This is a genomic window from Pontivivens insulae (assembly GCF_900302495.1).
Lineage (GTDB): Bacteria > Pseudomonadota > Alphaproteobacteria > Rhodobacterales > Rhodobacteraceae > Pontivivens > Pontivivens insulae.
Map to the genome: position 1 here is coordinate 818,419 of NZ_OMKW01000002.1, position 16,581 is coordinate 834,999.

The following is a 16,581-nucleotide window of genomic DNA, read 5'->3' on the forward strand; positions in this document are numbered from 1 at the left end:
ACGGGGAGACGCGACCAGAGCCTATAGATTGGATATATTTGTAATTATATTAGCGTAAAAACCGTCTCTATCCGACAAAAAATCTATAGAAAGGTTTCTTTCTGAAATCATAAAGTCAAACTCATTAAAAAACGAATTAATTTGTAAATTATTCTCGGATTTAAGGACGGAACAGGTCGCGTAGGCAATGCGGCCTTGCGGCGCGACGTGACGAGATGCAGAGCGCAGAGCGGCCACTTGAGCGTGCCGAATATCGTCAAAGCGTTGCTCAGTCAGAGAAATCTTGCCGTAGGGATCACGGCGCCATGAACCACTACCCGTGCAGGGCGCATCGACATAGACCAGGTCAAAGCAACGCTCGGGTAGGTCCGCAGTGTCGATGATATCCACTGATGCACCGGCACGTCTGGCCCGGTTGGGAATATCCTTCATCCGGCGCGGCGCAATGTCATGGGCCACAACTCTTCGCCCCGAGGCCGCGGCCAGTGCCAAAGTCTTACCACCGCCCCCAGCGCAATAGTCCAGTATGGTCGTCGCTGTTTCTGGTTTCGCGAAGGCGACTATTTGCTGCGAACCGGCATCTTGAAGTTCGAACAGACCCTCTGCGAACAGGTCCGTCTCGGTCAATCCACGACCGGACCCCGAAAGCCGCAGCGCAGTCGGCACATCATCCAGAGGGACAGCATCAAATCCCGCCTCGGCAAGAAGACGCGCAAGGCTCTCTCGCGACGTCTTGGCCGTGTTGACGCGTAAATCCACCGGTGCGCGTTCCTGCACCATGGCGTTCACCTCTGGCAGACGCGAGCCGAACACCTCTTCCAACTCGCGGATCAGGAACGGCGGAAAGTCGTAGGGCACCGGATCGGAGGGCATCAGGATCTCTTGAGCGCTGAGCGGGGCAAGCGCGTGGCCCTGCCCCGTGAAGACAGTCTCCGCCGCCACGCCTCGTGCGCGCAAAAGGCCGAGCACGCGCCCGCGCCCCGTCTCTGCACTGCCGAGCGCGGCTGTGCTCCACCACCGCCTTGCGATGTCGTAACAAATATCCGCAATGGCCCGACGATCCTTTGAGCCTGCAAAGCGATGCGCCCGCCCCCAAGCGCGGATCGCCGGCTCTAGGCGTTCGCCAGCAACGATTGCATCGACAATCTCTGCCGCGGCAGCATATCGCGCAGCAGGTGTCATGCTTCAGCCAATAACAATGCCAACGCCAAGCGCCAGCCACAACACAGCCAGACCAGCCAGCCCCAGCACGAAGGCGCGGAAACGTTGGCTCACCCGGTTCGTCCCGACGTGAATGGCACGATGCAGCAGACGACTTGCCACATAGATCACCGCCCCCAGCGCGACGCCTGCATTGCTGGCATCGAGAGCCGCAGCCAGCGCAACACCCGCATAGAGCAATATCGGTGTCTCAAACTGGTTGTGCGCATTATTCTGCATCGCTCGCGCCTGCTCAGACGAGAAATTGCGGGGCGAGAGCGCCACTTCCCCAACCGAGGTTTGCTTTCGCGCAATCTCCTTCAGACGCGCCTGGCCCATCGTGATGATCGACCAAAACGTCAGGGCGACCTGCAAAAAGACACAGGCCAGTGCGATGGAGAGTGTCAGCTCCATTTCTTAGCCCCTGCGATAGTTGGGCGCTTCGCGCGTTATTTGCACGTCATGCACATGGCTTTCGCCCAGCCCGGCATTGGTGATCTGTACGAATTTGCAGTTGCGGCGCATATCATCAACGGTGCGGTTGCCCGTATAGCCCATTGCCGCCCGCAGACCTCCGACCATCTGATGGATCACATTGCCGGCCGGACCCTTGTAAGGCACCTGACCCTCGATCCCTTCGGGTACGAATTTTTCCGAACTCACTTCCTTTTGGAAATAGCGATCGGCAGACCCACGCGCCATGGCGCCGACAGAACCCATGCCACGATAGGCCTTGTAAGAGCGGCCCTGATACAGGATCACCTCACCCGGCGCTTCATCAGTGCCGGCCAGCGCCGATCCCATCATCGCGCAGGATGCTCCTGCGGCAATCGCCTTGGCAAAATCCCCAGAATATTTGATGCCGCCATCCGCGATGACAGGCGTGTCCCCTGCGGCATCTGCACAATCAGAAATGGCCGTCAGCTGCGGCACCCCGACACCCGCGACAATACGTGTGGTACAGATAGAGCCCGGACCGATCCCGACTTTCACACAATCCGCTCCAGCATCGATCAGCGCACGGGTCGCATCGCCTGTCACGACATTGCCCGCCACAACCTGCACGTCGGCGTAAGCACGCTTCACCCGCGAAACCGCTTCGAGTACAGCGGACGAATGACCATGAGCGGTGTCGATAACAATCAGATCGCACCCGGCATCAATCAGCGCCTCAGTCCGCTCATAACCGCTATCCCCAACGGTAGAGGCAGCCGCAACACGCAGACGACCAAGATCATCCTTACAGGCCATGGGGTTCAACACCGCCTGCTCAATATCCTTGATGGTCAAAAGGCCCGTAAGCCGGTTCTCATCATCAACAATCAAAACCTTCTCGATGCGCCGATCCCGCATCAGGGCTTTCGCCTCTTCGCGGTCCGCAGGTTCACGCAGGATCGCAAGATTGTCCTTGGTCATCAGTTCCGCGACCGGCGTGCTTTCATCGTCGCAAAAATGCATGTCGCGATTGGTCAAAATACCCGCAAGCGTGCCATCTGGCTGCATGACCGGAAAGCCGGTGATGCGATACCGCTCTTGCAACTCGCGCGCTTCGCGCAAGGTCATGTCCGGCGTCAGCGTCTTGGGATTATAGACTACACCGCTCTCAAACCGTTTGACTGCGCGCACCTGTCGGGCCTGTTCTTCAACATCCAGGTTGCGGTGCAAAACACCCAGCCCACCGGCCTGCGCCATGGCAATGGCCATCTTGCGCTCGGTCACTGTGTCCATGGCCGAGGATAAGAGCGGAATGTTCAAAGAGATCGAGCGCGTCACGCGCGTGCGCGGATCAGCATCAGCAGGCTGGGTGTCAGAGGCACCGGGCACCAAAAGAACATCGTCGAAAGTAAGGGCGGTGCGCACATCCATGGGGAAACTCCAAGCATCAGGCGTCGGGTGTTTCCTCAGGCTCTATTTCAGAACCGTTGGCAAATGAAAAGTGCAATTCCGCCCGGCGCGGGAAAGTCCCGCAACGAACGTCTTCATCTTTCCGAAAATACGCCGCCCGAACCGGGTCAGCGGCCGCGGAATAATCCGCCCAAAACGCCCCGCGTGATCGAGCGGCCAAGCTGGCTGCCCATCTGCCGCGCAAGCGACTTACCGAATGTGGTCGCTATGCTGTCAGACCGGGACCGACTGCGTTTGGGTGCCGACGTCGCGCGGCGTTTGCCCGTCGCGCCGGGCGAATATCGGCGGCCCGAACGAAATTCCTCGCTGCGCCAACTCGGGGCCTCTTCCTCACCACGATAGGATCGACGCTGATAGCCATTGGGCGCATCGTCCTCTTCAACCTCCTCGGTCGCGTCAGCTGCGCGCGCAGCCAATATTTCATAGGCAGAATGCCGATCAACCACCGTGTCATATTTCTGACCCAACGGTGATTGCGCGATCACCGCAGCCCGCTCCGCCGTCGTCAGCGGCCCAAGCCGCGAGGAGGGAGGCCGGATTAAAGTACGCTCAGCCACACCTGGCACACCCTTCTTTTCAAGAAAGCTCGTGACGGCCTCCCCTATTCCGACATCGCGGATCGCGTCCTCGGCATCAAAGCGCGGATTGGGGCGAAATGTTTCGGCCGCGGCCCTCAGGCCCTTTTGGTCGCGGGGCGTATAGGCCCGCAAAGCGTGCTGAACGCGGTTGCCCAATTGTCCCAAGACGTCATCCGGAACGTCATCAGGGTTCTGCGTCACGAAATAGACACCCACCCCCTTGGATCGGATCAGGCGCGCGACCTGCTCCACCTTATCGACAAGGGCATCTGGCGCATCGTCGAACAGAAGATGCGCCTCGTCAAAGAAGAAGACGAATTTCGGGTGATCGGGGTCGCCGACTTCGGGCAGTTGCTCGAACAATTCTGACAACAACCAAAGCAGGAAGGTCGCATAAAGGCCCGGCGACTGCATAAGTCGGTCCGCGGCCAGTACGTTGATCCGCCCCTCGCCATTAGATTCATGCGCGATCATGTCCGAAAGATCCAACGCAGGTTCACCGAAAAAGCCCGAAGCCCCCTGATTTTCAAGCACCAATAGCGACCTCTGGATCGCACCGACACTGGCGCGCGAGATGTTGCCATAGCGCAGCGACAAGTCCGGCGCATTTTCACCGACCCACACGAGAAGCGCCTGCAAATCCTTCAGATCAAGCAAGGCAAGCCCCTGCTCATCGGCCACTCTGAAGGCGATATTCAACACGCCTTCCTGCGCCTGTGTCAGATCGAGGAGGCGCGCGAACAAGAGCGGCCCCATCTCGCTGACCGTTGTGCGGATGGGATGCCCCTTCTCTCCAAACATGTCCCAGAACACGACCGGAAAAGCCCGATAGGCATAGTTATCGAGGCCAATCTTGGCGGCGCGCTCCATCAATTTCGGATGCAGTTCCGCGTCTTGCGATCCTGCGACCGCCAGACCAGACAGGTCACCCTTCACATCAGCCAGGAACACCGGTGTTCCAGCCTTCGCGAATCCCTCCGCGAGAATCTGCAGAGTGACGGTTTTGCCCGTACCGGTCGCACCCGCGATCAATCCATGCCGATTGCCATATTTGAGCTTCAGGTTCTGAGCTTCATCCTGTGCGGCACCGCCCCCGCCGACGAAAAGCGTATCGCTCATTTGGTATCCTCGCATTGTCCGGCCCCCAGTAGAAGTGCAGGATCGACGGCGTGCAAGAAGATTCACTCTGCCCTGTTGACGCCACATTTTTCTCAACGTAGCGTTTGTCACAGTTTAGATGTTCGGCATGTCCGACAGGGAAAATGCACTGAAAACAGTGCCGGAAAGGGACGCCGATGCGCGTCCCTTTTTCGTTGCGTGACGGAACGGCTCACAGGCGCTTGCGTTGACAGTCCGCGCGCGACCTGACAGGTCTTGAGCCGCACCGAGACAGGCCACAACGCGGGAGTACCGAATGCGCCTTCACATGATTGCCGTCGCAGCCCTTCTTTCCGTCACAGCGGGACAGGTTGCCTTCGCCCAATCCGGTCCGACAACAGGCTTTGATGCGCCAGCCCCGGCCCCAGCACCCGCTCCGGCCCCAGCGCCAGAGCCCGAGCCGGAGCCCGAACCACAGCCGCAGCCGCAGCCTGCGGCACCTCAGGGCGAAGAAGCCGTGCGTGAGGTCCATGGCGATTGGGAACTGCGCTGCTTTGGCGACAGTGACGAATGCTTCATCTTCCAGATTGCCACCAATGATGATGGGCGCCCGGCCGCCGAAATGGCAATTGTCGATCTGCCTGGCAACGATCCGGCTGCATCCGCTGGCGTGACCCTGACACTGCCGCTTGGCGTGATTATCCCCGAGGGCATCGTTTTGCAGGTCGATAATGGCCGCGCCCAGCAATTCGGATACACTTTCTGTGTCGAAACCGGCTGCATTGCCAGGATCGCGATCAGCGACGGCTTCGTTCAGTCCATGCGCGCGGGCAACAACCTGAAAATGCGGGTCCATGCCGTCAACGTGCCGCAAAACCCGATTGAACTGACGATCAGCCTGACGGGCGTCACGGCCGCATTCAACGCCCTGCCCTGATCAAACACCTCTGCTGCGCAGGGATTAGACCTTGCGCAGCGCCAAAACAGCATTCAGCCCACCAAAGGCAAATGCGTTTGTGAGAACAACAGACACGTCAGCGTCGCGCGCCTCGTTCGGCACCACATCCAGATCACATTCAGGATCGCCCTCGACATGGTTGGCCGTTGGCGCGATCACGCCATCGCGCAGCGCCATGATACAGGCCAGCAGCTCCACCGCGCCGGTGCCACCGATAAGATGACCGTGCATCGATTTGGTTGACGAGATCATCAACCGATCTGCGTGATCGCCAAAGACAGCGCGGACCGCGGCACATTCCGTCCGATCATTCGCAGCCGTGCCTGTGCCATGTGCGTTGATATAGCCAACCTCATCCGCATTGATCCCAGCAGATTGCAACGCACCGGCCATCGCGCGTTGCGCGCCGTCGCTGTTGGGCATGACAATATCACTTGCGTCCGCGCTCATCGCGAAACCAACAACTTCAGCAAGGATATCTGCGCCGCGGGCGCGGGCCCGCTCGTATTCCTCGAAAACGAAGATCGCCGCGCCCTCGCCCTGAACCATGCCGTTGCGCGTCTTGCAGAACGGCCGGCACCCGTCCTTAGACATGACGCGCAAACCTTCCCAGGCCTTGATACCGCCGAAAACGAGCATCGACTCGCTGCCGCCAGTCAACATGACATCTGCCATACCGCTCTGGATCATGTGAAAGGCTTGACCCATTGCATGGTTCGACGATGCGCAGGCCGTGGCGACCGTAAAGCTCGGCCCCCGCAAATCATGTTTCATCGATAGGTGAGAGGCCGCCGCATTGTTCATAAGCCGTGGCACGACGAAGGGGTGAACGCGGTTCTTCCCCTCTTCATAGACGGTGCGATAGTTGTCATCGACCGTATGCAACCCACCGCCAGAGGTTCCCACAACGCAACCGGCACGCAGCGCAGTTTCCTCATCAACCTCCAGGCCCGACTGCGTCATCGCCTCTTGCCCGGCGATCAGCGCGAACTGCGTGAAGCGATCAAAGAATGTCAGCTCCTGTCGCGTGAAATGCGCCTTCTCATCATAGCTGCGGACCTGACCTCCGATCCCGATAGAGAGGCGCTCCACATCCCGCATTTCGAGCGGACCAATCGCACAGCGACCTTCCCGCATGCCTTCCATCGTCGTCGGCGCGGTGTGGCCCAATGCGCTGACCGCACCCTGACCTGTGATGACGACGCGGCGCATGTTCACCCGGCTTTCTGCGCCACCAGCGCTTTGACCGCATCGACCATGCTTTGCACATTCGAAATGTCGAATGCAGAGTCGGCTGGATCATTGGCATTGAAGGGGACTTGCACATCAAAGGTCTCTTCAATGGCGAAGACGGCCTCTACCAGACCCAGACTGTCGATACCCAAATCTTCGAGCGTCGCATCCATCGACACCTCGGTCGGATCGATCAAAGCCTGTTCGGCAATAATCGCCCGCATTTTCTCGGTGACATCATCACTCATGAACAGCCCCTTTGCAGTTGCGGTGTCTTTAGCCCGTGTCCCGGTCGTTTGGAACCTGTTTCTGCATTTCCGTCAGCTTCTGCGCCATGCGCGGAAGTCTCCGCATCGCCTTGAAGATATTCAGAAAAACATCCTGCTTTAGCGCGGGATACCCCATGACGACGGTGCGTTCGGGCACCCGTGTTGTCACACCGGAACCGGCCAAGGCAATCGAGTCGGCCCCGATCGAGATGTTATCGGCCACCCCGACCTGCCCGCCCAGGATCACCCGATCTCCAATTTTGGTCGATCCTGCGATCCCTGACTGGCCGCACAACAGGACATTCTCACCAATCTGAACATTATGCCCGACATGGGCCTGGCTATCGAGCTTCGTTCCATTGCCGATCCGGGTGTCCGTCACCGTGCCCTTGTCTATTGTCGCGGCCGGGCCGACCTCAACGTCGTCACCGATGACAACTCCACCCAGCGAATTGATGCGGACATATTCCGTCACTTTCATCGACTGTTCGATGGATCCGGTCGCCATATACGTCTCCGCTGCACTTGGCTGCGGCGACACGAATGAAAATCCGTCCCCGCCTATCACGGCGTTTGATTGGCCGATAAAGCGATCACCGATGCGAACGTCGTGGGCGATGCGGCATCCGGCAAAGATCTGGGCGTCGTCCCCGACGACTGACCGTGCTCCGATACTGACATGGGCCTCGATCCGCGCACGCGCTCCGATTGCCACCTGGGGCCCGATCACCACATAGGGACCGATGCGGCACCCTTCGCCCAAGGTCGCCGTGTCATCGACAACCGCTGTGGGATGAATTCCCTCCGGCAAAGACGGCTGTGTATCGAACACTCGGGACAATCCGGCGAGCGTGTATTTCGATCTGCCGGAGAACAGCACCGCATCAAGGCCCAGTGCTGACCAATCTGTTCCGGAGAGAACGATGGCAACACGCGCGGGGGACGTGGCCAATGCATCCAGAAAGCGCGGCTCCATCGCCAGGGCCAAGTCACCCTCGCGCGCTTCGTCAGGCTGCGCAGGGCGAGAAACGATGGCGTGCAGGTCGCCAGCTGCGTCTGCGCCCAGCAACTCTGCTAGTTCTCCAACAGTAACAGCCATGGAAAGTCTCCGTTCTGACCTTCCACGCATATAGACGCCCTGCCCCCTCCCGTGAAGGTGTCAGGGCGCCCTCACTCGCAGATTAGCTTTGCAGACCCAGCGTCACGCCCTCGGCCTGCAGCGCGTTGAAGACCAACCGGTCACGGCCATAGACGTCATCGCGATACTGCACCTGACCGGCCTCATCGACCCAAACCGTGCGATAGTCGAGATGTACTGGGACGTTCTGCTCTAGATTAACGCGCGTCTCGCGACCAGTGGCGCGGCGCGCGGCAAAGAACGCATCCGGATCTTCGGTCTGAGGGGCAAGCAACACGCGCGCCAGACCCTGCGGATCGGCGACCCGCACACACCCATGGCTGAATGCACGCGCATCCCGCGCAAACAAGCTGCGCGACGGCGTATCATGCAGATAGATCGCAAACTGGTTGGGGAACATGAACTTCACATGGCCAAGCGCGTTGTTCGGCCCCGGTCCCTGACGGATCCACCAGGGGAAGAAGTTGGCGGAGAACAGGTCCCAATTGATCTGCGACGTATCGGACGGCGTGAACACCCCTGTGCCGTCATCAATCAGGATCATATTGTTTTCATTCAGATAATTCGGGTTCGCCTTCAGACGGGGCAGAATTTCCTCCGTCGCGATCGAGCGCGGGACCGTCCAGGTCGGGTTGATGACCATATGGTTCATGACATCGGAAAACTCGACCGTCTGATGGCGGTTCTGCCCCACGACCACGCGGGTCGTGAAGATTTCCGTATCACCCTCGCGCACCCACATGCGGAAATCGGCAAGATTCACATAAATGTGGCGCTCTTCCGTGCTCCAATCTGTCCAACGGGACCGCTCCAGATTGACAAGGATCTGGCGCAAACGCTCCTCTGCCGTCGTGTTAAGTGCCGCGAGCGTTCGCGGCCCGATCACACCATCATCATTGAGGCCGTGCCGACGCTGGAATGCCTTCAGTGCCGCTTCGAGCACCTCATCCATCACCAGATCGTCACCCGGAAGCGGTTCATCAAGCGCGTTGGAGGCTGCCTGTTGCGCAACAATCGGCGGTTCCAGATCGCCCATCGAGATCAATCGCGCACGAATTTGCGGTACGCGCGCGTCACTATCCCCCAACTCAATCGAACTGCCAGATGCGATGCCAGGTTCTGCCCAACCGCCCGCGGCGACCAGTTCCTGCATCTCTGTCAGAACGGTCTGCATCGCCCGGTAATCATCGCGATCTGGCGCAAGCCCCATGATGTGGGACACAGGATCAGCCGACGACATAAGGCCACTCAGCAATTCACCCGCTTCCGGCCGATTGGGGAAAACATGAATATTCTCGCTCAACCGCGATGGGGTCAGGATGCCTGCGATCTTGGCATTCGCGAATTCTAGATAGGCATCGGCAAAGGCCAACTCACCTTCCGCTGTCGCAGCACCATCCAACGCACCCTCGATATGGGCGCTCAACCGTTCAACCAGATCGGAGCGACCGGGCAAACCATGCGATTCGTATTGTGAAATACCGCCCAACAACGCCCGCGCTGGTCCTGCGTCACCAGCAAGGAAAAATGGCGCATAGTCCATTGCCGCATAGGCCTGCGCGATGGAACCGCTTTCAAGAAGAGCGTCAAGCTCTGGCCAAATCACCTGAGATTCAGCTTCAGCAGTTTCAGATTGTGCCATTCCTGCCGAGCCACTGAGGCTGACCGAACCCAAAATAGCTGCAAAAACAGCCGCACTCACCGATTTGCGGTAAATATGTAACACTATGTTGGCCTCCAGCAACGCGCAAACTCATCAGTCAGATGGCAAAAACCCGCCGACCTCTCATCTACAAATTCTCCGTTTCGGCGAATTCCCGCCAGATGTTCCGTTAACGTCGACACAGAACCGCTAAAAACAGAACAAATGTGAACATCGGGACGCCGTCCCGGTTTCTTATATCGTTTTCTTGCAGAATTTAATGCTGCACAACTGCCACTTGGCGGAAAAAACGTGATGTGCGATACATTTGCCCAAGGAAGCGGAACCAACCGCATCCAACTTGGGACAGACTTAGGAATTTACATATGAGTGATCAGAACGCTTTTTCGCGTCGCGGATTGCTGGGTGCCTTCGCGGGCATGGCCGCAATCTCCGCAGCGCCGAGTTTCGCCAGCACTCCCGCAGTTCTGACGGGCGCCGGCAACATCCGAACCATCAAGCTGTACAATTCCCGCACATCCGAGCGCCTCGATAGCGTGTATTGGGTGGAAGGGGAGTACATTCCCGAAGTGCTCGATGAGATCAATTACATCTTCAGGGATTGGCGTCAGAACGAGATGCGCGCAGTCGACGTGCGCACCATCGACATCATGGCGGCAGCGGCACGCATGATGGAGACGGATGAGGCATACACGCTTCTTTCCGGCTATCGCAGCCCGAATACGAACACGATGTTGCGCCGCTCAAACCGCGGTGTTGCCCGCAACTCCTACCACACCCGCGCCATGGCTGCGGATCTGCGCCTGTCCTCGCGGTCCGTTCAGAACATGTACGACGCGGGCGTCGCCTGCGGCGCAGGTGGCGTCGGTCGCTACTACCGCTCCAACTTCGTCCACTTCGACTGCGGCCCGGTCCGCACGTGGCGCGGTTAACGTCCGTTACAGTAGAAACGCAGAAGGCCCGGTGGAGTTCCACCGGGCCATAATTTTTTTAGCTGTATTGTCGTTCTGATCAGGCCCGGACGGTCCCATTTCCAGTCACGTGATACTGGAACGAGGTCAGTTGTTCTGCCCCGACAGGTCCACGCGCATGCAGCTTGCCTGTTGCAATACCAATCTCTGCCCCCATGCCGAACTCCCCACCATCAGCAAACTGGGTCGAGGCATTCCGCATCAGGATCGCGCTATCCAATTGTTTGAAGAAGCGATCCGCGACCGCATCATTCTCGGCAATAATCGCATCCGTATGTTCGGACCCAAAAGTGCGAATATGCGAAATGGCACCATCAACGCCGTCCACAACCGTGGCTGCGATGATCATATCAAGGAACTCACGCCCGAAATCCTCGTCCGCCGCCGGGACCGTTCCGTCCATCTGAGCAATCGCGTCGCGGGCGCGTACTTCGACACCCGCACTCAGCAAGTCTTCGATGATCGGTGCAGATCGTTCGAGGAAAGCACGATCAACAAGCAGGGTCTCCGCTGATCCGCAAATTCCCGTCCGCCGCGTCTTGGCGTTCAAGACCACGGCCCGTGCCTTCTCCAGATCGGCAGATGCGTCGACATAGACATGACAGATGCCTTCCAGATGGGCGAACACAGGAACACGCGCGTCCGACTGAACCCGCCCGACCAGACCTTTGCCTCCGCGCGGAACAATCACGTCGATATGGTCGGTCATAACCAACATCTCACCAACGGCTGCGCGATCACGGGTCGGCACGATCTGCACACAAGCCTCCGGCAACCCCGCGGCCTTGAGCCCGTCAACAAGACAAGCATGGATCGCAGCAGACGAATGGAAACTCTCCGAGCCTCCACGCAGGATCACCGCATTGCCCGACTTCAGGCACAATGCACCCGCATCCGCCGTGACATTTGGACGGCTCTCATAAATCACGCCAATTACCCCGATCGGCGTTCGAACCCGCTTGATGTTGAGCCCCGACGGCATATCCCATTCCGCGATTACGGCTCCCACCGGGTCATCCTGCGCGGCAACGGCTCGCAGCCCCTGAACGATCCCCTCGATCCGGCTCTCGTCCAGAGCAAGCCGATCCAGCATTGCGGCCGACAGCCCCTTATCGCGACCAAACTCCATATCCTTTGCGTTCGCTGCGATAATTGCATCGCGCGCCGCCCAGACGGCATCAGCGGCGGCTTCGAGTGCTTGTTGCTTTTGTGGTGCTGGGGCGGAGGCCAGAACAGTCGATGCGGCACGTGCCGCCTTGCCAATCGCAATCATCTCATTGCGCACATCCATGTCTTTCATCGCGCTATCCCCGGCGTGCTACGAATACCTCCGCGTATTCGCTGCCTTCTATGAGCGTCCCGAACTCGTAACGCAAGGCTTCGACTGCCCGTGCTGCACTGGGCAGGTTTTCTATTTCACCCGGGATGTAGGCAATCCAAACCTGCTCAAATGGGGAATAGCCGACCCACTCACCATCATTTGTCGCCAGAAGATCTGCGGAGATGTTGATCCCCGCCCGCTCACACCGCCGGATCTCCGACAAGGTGGGGGAACGTGTCAGCAGCGCAAAATCAGGGTGCGCCTCATGAGCAGAGCAAAGCCGCTCCATGGTCACCTCATTGGCAACCGATTGCGTCTCGAAGGTCGATATGACCTGATGATCGGCAAGCAGGGCCGGGATCGACTTCTTCGATGATACCTCCGCGCCTTCAAGGGGGACCAGCGGGGCCGCGCCCATGATGACGACATGGCCCCCTCCGCCGCCAGTCGACGATGCAAAGAAGACCTGGTTGGCCCCATAGCACCCCGCAAGGCTGAGCAAGCAACTGAAAGCGACCGAGATTCTGTTCGACGCACGCATGAAAATGACCGTGTTATGACTGTTTCAAGACAGAATTTGACGGACGCTAGCATACAGATTTGCCAGAACAGGTCTGAAATCGGCGTAGAACTTTAAAAAAACACGGTTTTCTCGCCGTTACGCCGAGTTGGAACTAAAAGTCTCAACCCCAAGGCGTGTCAGATCGCCATATCGTCTCGATGAACAACGAACGCCCGCCCCGGATGACCAAGCAACGCCTCGATCTCTCCACTCTGCGCACCGGCGATTTTGGACAGTTCATCAGCATCATAGCCCGCAATAGCACGACATACGATCCCGCCATCTGGCGTCACAATATCTATCGCGTCGCCACGCCCAAACCGGCCTGTGACCTGCCTCACGCCAGCGGGCAACAAGGACTTGCCCTTCGCAAGTGCCGCGGCGGCACCCGCATCCACGACGATCTGCCCACGGGCGACCATGGCACTGATCCAAAGCTTGCGCGAACGGCCCGGATCCGCAGTGGGAAGGAACCAGGTAGTCCGCGCGCCCTCTTTCAGCGCCGTCAGGGGCCGATCCCGGTCACCCAGACAGATGGCCATGGCACATCCCGCTCTCAGCGCTATCTCTGCCGCCAGCACCTTGGTTTTCATTCCGCCCTTGGCGCCAGCGGTGCCTGCTCCACCGGCCATCGCCATAATGTCGGGCGTTATTTGTTCGACGACCGGGATATGCTGCGCATCCGCGTCCTGCCGTGGATTGGCGGTGTAAAGCCCATCGACATCGGACAGCAGGACCAGCGCATCCGCACCGACAAGTGCGGCAACACCCGCTGCCAGGCGATCATTGTCACCATAGCGAATCTCATCAGTGGCCACGGTGTCGTTTTCATTGACGATCGGCACCACGCCGAGCCCCAAGAGCGTGCGCAGCGTCGCACGGGAATTGAGATAGCGTCGACGATCCTCACTATCTTCCAGCGTTACGAGCACTTGGGCGGTGTGCACCCCATGCGGTCGCAAACCCTCTTCATAGGCACGGGCAAGGCGGATCTGCCCGACGGCTGCGGCGGCTTGGCTCTGTTCCAACGGAAGCGCGCCGAGCGGTAGCTGCAAGACGCCCCGCCCCAGCGCGATGGAGCCGGACGAGACCAGCACGACATTCACATCAGCTGCCCGAAGGGCCGCGACATCGGCAAGCAGACCTGCGAGCCAACTCTCCCGCAGCCCGCCACTGACGCCATCCACCAGCAAGGCAGAACCGATTTTGATGACAACAGTCTTGGCCGAATGCAGCGGGTTTACGGACGCCAAGGTTCCGGCTCCCCTTCCAGGGCCGCACGCTCCGCTGCGTTGCGGTCCAAAATTTGCTGGCGCAGGGCACGCAGAACCTCGGTCACACCAATCTGCGCTGCCGCCGACATGGCGAGGACGTCAATGCCAATCGCTGCAGAAAGGTCTGCACGCTGCATCTCGATCAACTCATCGCCCAAAGAGTCCGCCTTGGTCAGGACTGTGACACGGGGCTTCTCGGCAAGGCCGCCGCCATATTGCTCCAACTCATGAATGACTGTGCGGTAGTCCTCTTCCAGCGTATCGGACGTGCCATCGATCAGATGCAGCAACACCGCACAGCGCTCCACATGGCCAAGGAACCTGTCACCGATCCCCTTGCCCTCATGCGCGCCCTCGATCAGGCCCGGAATATCCGCAATGACGAACTCCGCCCCATCCACGCCGACAACGCCCAGATTGGGGTGCAACGTGGTGAACGGATAGTCGGCAATCTTAGGCCGCGCGTTCGACGTCGCCGCAAGGAATGTCGACTTACCCGCATTCGGCAGGCCCAGCAAGCCTACATCCGCAATCAGCTTCAGGCGCAGCCAGATGGTCCGCTCAACACCGTCGAGGCCGGGATTCCGGCGGCGCGGTGCCTGATTGGTAGAGCTTTTGAAGTGCAGGTTGCCAAAGCCACCATTGCCGCCCTTCGCAATGATGACCTCCTGCCCGACCTCGGTCAGGTCGAACAAAACGGTCTCTTGATCTTCGTCGAGGATCTCTGTGCCAACGGGAACGCGCAAAATGATATCATCGCCATCCGCGCCGGTCTTTTGCCGTCCCTCGCCGGGGCGACCGTTCTTCGCAAAGAAGTGCTGTTGATAGCGATAGTCGATCAGCGTGTTCAGTCCATCGACTGCAACGGCGATGACGTCGCCCCCACGTCCACCATTGCCGCCGTCAGGTCCGCCATATTCAACATATTTCTCCCGACGGAAGGATATGCAGCCATTCCCGCCGCTGCCTGAGCGGATATAGACTTTAGCAAGGTCGAGGAATTTCATTTCATTGCTCCGAAATCGGCTTGGGACAGGCGGTAAAGCCAGACGGGGGCAGGTTCAACCCTCTGCGCGCTCTGACCCATCCCGTGACCGTGCCGCAAAAAGCCCAGTTTCTCCAACACACGCGCCGACGCGGGATTATCCGTAAACACATCTGCCCCAATGGATTCGGGTGCAAGACGGTCGAACACGTCCCCCAGAAACCCGGAAACGGCCTCAGTCGCAAGGCCCTGCCCCGCTGCCGAGGGATCGAGGAAATAAAAGATGTCAGGCCGCGCCGCAGGCTCTGCCCGATAGACACCGACGGAGCCGATCAAAAACCCACGATGCCGGATCGCCAATCGATAGCGCCCGGCGTCAAAATCCTGCCACCGGGCAATGAATGTCCCGGCGGAAGTAACGCTCCAATTCGCCGGGAACAAAAACAGCATCCGGCCCACATTGGGCTGCACAACAATGTTGCGCACCGCTGCGGCATCGTCGGCCCTCAACGGATCAAGCAGCAGGCGCGCCGTCTCAATCCGCGGCGGCATCATTCCTGGCCGGCCAACAACTCATAGGTCCAAGTGGGCACGACCGCATTTTGGACCAGCGCAAAGGTGCTGCCCTCCCCGGTATAGCGGAAGCCGCAGGCAATCAGCACTTGCGCAGACCGTTCGTTGGTCTGGAACACCTCTCCCGTCAGCCGCGCATAGCCATTGTCGAGCGCATAGCCTACGACGCCCGCCAGTGCCTCGCGCGCATAACCAAGATTCCAGAACGGCGGGCCAACCCAGTACCCGACCGAGCCGTCCTTGCGCAGGGCAACAAAGCCCAACATGTCCGCCCCGTCCGAGCATGTCGCATCCATCGCCCAGATCATCTCATCCCCATCGGCGCGCAGGGCACGGGCGATATAAGCCTCAGCCGCACCCGGCGGATAGGGGTGTGGAATGCGCGCCACGGACCCGGCAACCCGGATGTCACCTGCATAGAGCGAAATCGGCCCCGCATCAGCCGCACGCAGTGGGCGCAGGGTCAGTCGCTCTGTCTCGATCATCGGTGGCAGCATGGGGCACCTCCCGTTTTCGGGTGCGGATACGAAGAAGGGGACCGGTTTCCCGGTCCCCTCTAAAAGTCTCGTCCGGGTGGAGTGGCTTACTCAGCCGCTTCCGCCACCGGAAGCACGGAAATGAACGTGCGGCCTTTGAGGCCCTTGTGGAACTTCACAGCACCTTCTTCTGTTGCGAAGATGGTGTGGTCACGGCCCATGCCGACATTCTCACCCGGCCACCACTTGGTGCCGCGCTGACGCACGATGATGTTGCCCGGGATGACTGCTTCACCACCGAACTTCTTCACGCCGAGGCGACGTCCAGCGGAGTCGCGACCGTTGCGGGAGGAACCGCCTGCCTTTTTATGTGCCAT

17 protein-coding genes are annotated in these 16,581 nt (G+C 59.3%); 2 read left to right on the plus strand and 15 right to left on the minus strand.

Going from position 1 to position 16,581, the window contains the following annotated elements:
• Window positions 1-21: 21 nt before the first annotated feature.
• The 4 genes from POI8812_RS09465 to POI8812_RS09480 all read right to left on the minus strand — a co-directional run bounded on the left by POI8812_RS09465 (window position 22) and on the right by POI8812_RS09480 (window position 4,802).
• Window positions 22-1,182, minus strand: coding sequence for an RsmB/NOP family class I SAM-dependent RNA methyltransferase (locus POI8812_RS09465; protein ID WP_108782294.1), 1,161 nt, complete (start codon window positions 1,180-1,182; stop codon window positions 22-24).
• Window positions 1,183-1,185: 3 nt separating this feature from the next.
• Window positions 1,186-1,614 carry an MAPEG family protein gene (locus POI8812_RS09470; protein ID WP_108782295.1) on the minus strand — a complete coding sequence of 143 codons (429 nt, stop codon included), beginning with the start codon at window positions 1,612-1,614 and terminating at the stop codon, window positions 1,186-1,188.
• Between the two features lie 3 nt (window positions 1,615-1,617).
• The gene (gene guaB, locus POI8812_RS09475; protein ID WP_108782296.1) at window positions 1,618-3,066 is read right to left on the minus strand and encodes an IMP dehydrogenase; all 1,449 of its coding nucleotides are present in this window, start codon (window positions 3,064-3,066) and stop codon (window positions 1,618-1,620) included.
• Between the two features lie 146 nt (window positions 3,067-3,212).
• Entirely contained in the window at window positions 3,213-4,802 is a 1,590-nt protein-coding gene (locus POI8812_RS09480; RefSeq protein WP_108782297.1) for a helicase HerA-like domain-containing protein, read from the minus strand.
• Window positions 4,803-5,097: 295 nt separating this feature from the next.
• Between POI8812_RS09480 and POI8812_RS09485 the strand changes: the two genes are divergently transcribed.
• Entirely contained in the window at window positions 5,098-5,718 is a 621-nt protein-coding gene (locus POI8812_RS09485) for an invasion associated locus B family protein (protein WP_108782298.1), read from the plus strand.
• A 24-nt stretch (window positions 5,719-5,742) separates the two neighbouring features.
• Here POI8812_RS09485 and POI8812_RS09490 read toward each other — a convergent pair whose 3' ends face one another.
• The 4 genes from POI8812_RS09490 to POI8812_RS09505 all read right to left on the minus strand — a co-directional run bounded on the left by POI8812_RS09490 (window position 5,743) and on the right by POI8812_RS09505 (window position 10,021).
• Window positions 5,743-6,951: a beta-ketoacyl-[acyl-carrier-protein] synthase family protein gene (locus POI8812_RS09490; protein WP_108782299.1), complete on the minus strand. Its 1,209-nt coding sequence runs from the start codon at window positions 6,949-6,951 to the stop codon at window positions 5,743-5,745.
• A gap of 2 nt (window positions 6,952-6,953) precedes the next feature.
• Complete coding sequence (locus POI8812_RS09495) at window positions 6,954-7,220, minus strand: acyl carrier protein (protein ID WP_108782300.1); 267 nt, start codon at window positions 7,218-7,220, stop codon at window positions 6,954-6,956.
• A 28-nt stretch (window positions 7,221-7,248) separates the two neighbouring features.
• Window positions 7,249-8,340: a UDP-3-O-(3-hydroxymyristoyl)glucosamine N-acyltransferase gene (gene lpxD, locus POI8812_RS09500; RefSeq protein WP_108782301.1), complete on the minus strand. Its 1,092-nt coding sequence runs from the start codon at window positions 8,338-8,340 to the stop codon at window positions 7,249-7,251.
• An 82-nt stretch (window positions 8,341-8,422) separates the two neighbouring features.
• Window positions 8,423-10,021: a L,D-transpeptidase family protein gene (locus POI8812_RS09505; protein ID WP_108782302.1), complete on the minus strand. Its 1,599-nt coding sequence runs from the start codon at window positions 10,019-10,021 to the stop codon at window positions 8,423-8,425.
• 386 nt (window positions 10,022-10,407) lie between these two features.
• On the opposite strand from POI8812_RS09505, the gene mepK reads away from it, so the two are divergent.
• A complete protein-coding gene (gene mepK, locus POI8812_RS09510; RefSeq protein WP_108782303.1) occupies window positions 10,408-10,974 on the plus strand; it encodes a peptidoglycan L,D-endopeptidase MepK in 567 nt (188 codons plus the stop codon).
• A 79-nt stretch (window positions 10,975-11,053) separates the two neighbouring features.
• On the opposite strand, the gene POI8812_RS09515 is transcribed toward mepK, so the two are convergent.
• The 7 genes from POI8812_RS09515 to rpmA form a co-directional block, all read right to left on the minus strand.
• Window positions 11,054-12,313, minus strand: coding sequence for a glutamate-5-semialdehyde dehydrogenase (locus tag POI8812_RS09515; RefSeq protein ID WP_108782304.1), 1,260 nt, complete (start codon window positions 12,311-12,313; stop codon window positions 11,054-11,056).
• A 4-nt stretch (window positions 12,314-12,317) separates the two neighbouring features.
• On the minus strand, window positions 12,318-12,875 hold the full coding sequence (locus tag POI8812_RS09520) for a hypothetical protein (protein WP_108782305.1): 558 nt from the start codon (window positions 12,873-12,875) through the stop codon (window positions 12,318-12,320).
• A gap of 158 nt (window positions 12,876-13,033) precedes the next feature.
• A complete protein-coding gene (proB, locus tag POI8812_RS09525; protein WP_108782306.1) occupies window positions 13,034-14,149 on the minus strand; it encodes a glutamate 5-kinase in 1,116 nt (371 codons plus the stop codon).
• On the minus strand, window positions 14,137-15,177 hold the full coding sequence (gene obgE, locus POI8812_RS09530; protein WP_108782307.1) for a GTPase ObgE: 1,041 nt from the start codon (window positions 15,175-15,177) through the stop codon (window positions 14,137-14,139). Before obgE ends, proB begins: the two co-directional genes overlap by 13 nt.
• Window positions 15,174-15,707 carry a GNAT family N-acetyltransferase gene (locus POI8812_RS09535; RefSeq protein WP_162845001.1) on the minus strand — a complete coding sequence of 178 codons (534 nt, stop codon included), beginning with the start codon at window positions 15,705-15,707 and terminating at the stop codon, window positions 15,174-15,176. The genes obgE and POI8812_RS09535 overlap by 4 nt, the downstream gene beginning before the upstream one ends.
• Window positions 15,707-16,225 carry a GNAT family N-acetyltransferase gene (locus POI8812_RS09540; RefSeq protein ID WP_108782309.1) on the minus strand — a complete coding sequence of 173 codons (519 nt, stop codon included), beginning with the start codon at window positions 16,223-16,225 and terminating at the stop codon, window positions 15,707-15,709. Before POI8812_RS09540 ends, POI8812_RS09535 begins: the two co-directional genes overlap by 1 nt.
• Before the next feature lie 86 nt (window positions 16,226-16,311).
• Window positions 16,312-16,581, minus strand: a complete 270-nt coding sequence (gene rpmA, locus POI8812_RS09545; protein WP_108782310.1) for a 50S ribosomal protein L27 — start codon at window positions 16,579-16,581, stop codon at window positions 16,312-16,314.

Bases quoted from the DNA above. Each gene is read 5' to 3' on its own strand.
- POI8812_RS09465 (WP_108782294.1), bottom strand. From the start codon at position 1,182: ATGACACCTGCTGCGCGATATGCTGCCGCGGCAGAGATTGTCGATGCA.
- lpxD (WP_108782301.1), bottom strand. From the start codon at position 8,340: ATGGCTGTTACTGTTGGAGAACTAGCAGAGTTGCTGGGCGCAGACGCA.
- POI8812_RS09535 (WP_162845001.1), bottom strand. From the start codon at position 15,707: ATGCCGCCGCGGATTGAGACGGCGCGCCTGCTGCTTGATCCGTTGAGG.
- POI8812_RS09540 (WP_108782309.1), bottom strand. From the start codon at position 16,225: ATGCTGCCACCGATGATCGAGACAGAGCGACTGACCCTGCGCCCACTG.
- POI8812_RS09520 (WP_108782305.1), bottom strand. From the start codon at position 12,875: ATGCGTGCGTCGAACAGAATCTCGGTCGCTTTCAGTTGCTTGCTCAGC.
- POI8812_RS09495 (WP_108782300.1), bottom strand. From the start codon at position 7,220: ATGAGTGATGATGTCACCGAGAAAATGCGGGCGATTATTGCCGAACAG.
- POI8812_RS09515 (WP_108782304.1), bottom strand. From the start codon at position 12,313: ATGAAAGACATGGATGTGCGCAATGAGATGATTGCGATTGGCAAGGCG.
- mepK (WP_108782303.1), top strand. From the start codon at position 10,408: ATGAGTGATCAGAACGCTTTTTCGCGTCGCGGATTGCTGGGTGCCTTC.
- POI8812_RS09505 (WP_108782302.1), bottom strand. From the start codon at position 10,021: ATGGCACAATCTGAAACTGCTGAAGCTGAATCTCAGGTGATTTGGCCA.
- POI8812_RS09480 (WP_108782297.1), bottom strand. From the start codon at position 4,802: ATGAGCGATACGCTTTTCGTCGGCGGGGGCGGTGCCGCACAGGATGAA.
- rpmA (WP_108782310.1), bottom strand. From the start codon at position 16,581: ATGGCACATAAAAAGGCAGGCGGTTCCTCCCGCAACGGTCGCGACTCC.
- POI8812_RS09490 (WP_108782299.1), bottom strand. From the start codon at position 6,951: ATGCGCCGCGTCGTCATCACAGGTCAGGGTGCGGTCAGCGCATTGGGC.
- POI8812_RS09470 (WP_108782295.1), bottom strand. From the start codon at position 1,614: ATGGAGCTGACACTCTCCATCGCACTGGCCTGTGTCTTTTTGCAGGTC.
- POI8812_RS09485 (WP_108782298.1), top strand. From the start codon at position 5,098: ATGCGCCTTCACATGATTGCCGTCGCAGCCCTTCTTTCCGTCACAGCG.
- obgE (WP_108782307.1), bottom strand. From the start codon at position 15,177: ATGAAATTCCTCGACCTTGCTAAAGTCTATATCCGCTCAGGCAGCGGC.
- guaB (WP_108782296.1), bottom strand. From the start codon at position 3,066: ATGGATGTGCGCACCGCCCTTACTTTCGACGATGTTCTTTTGGTGCCC.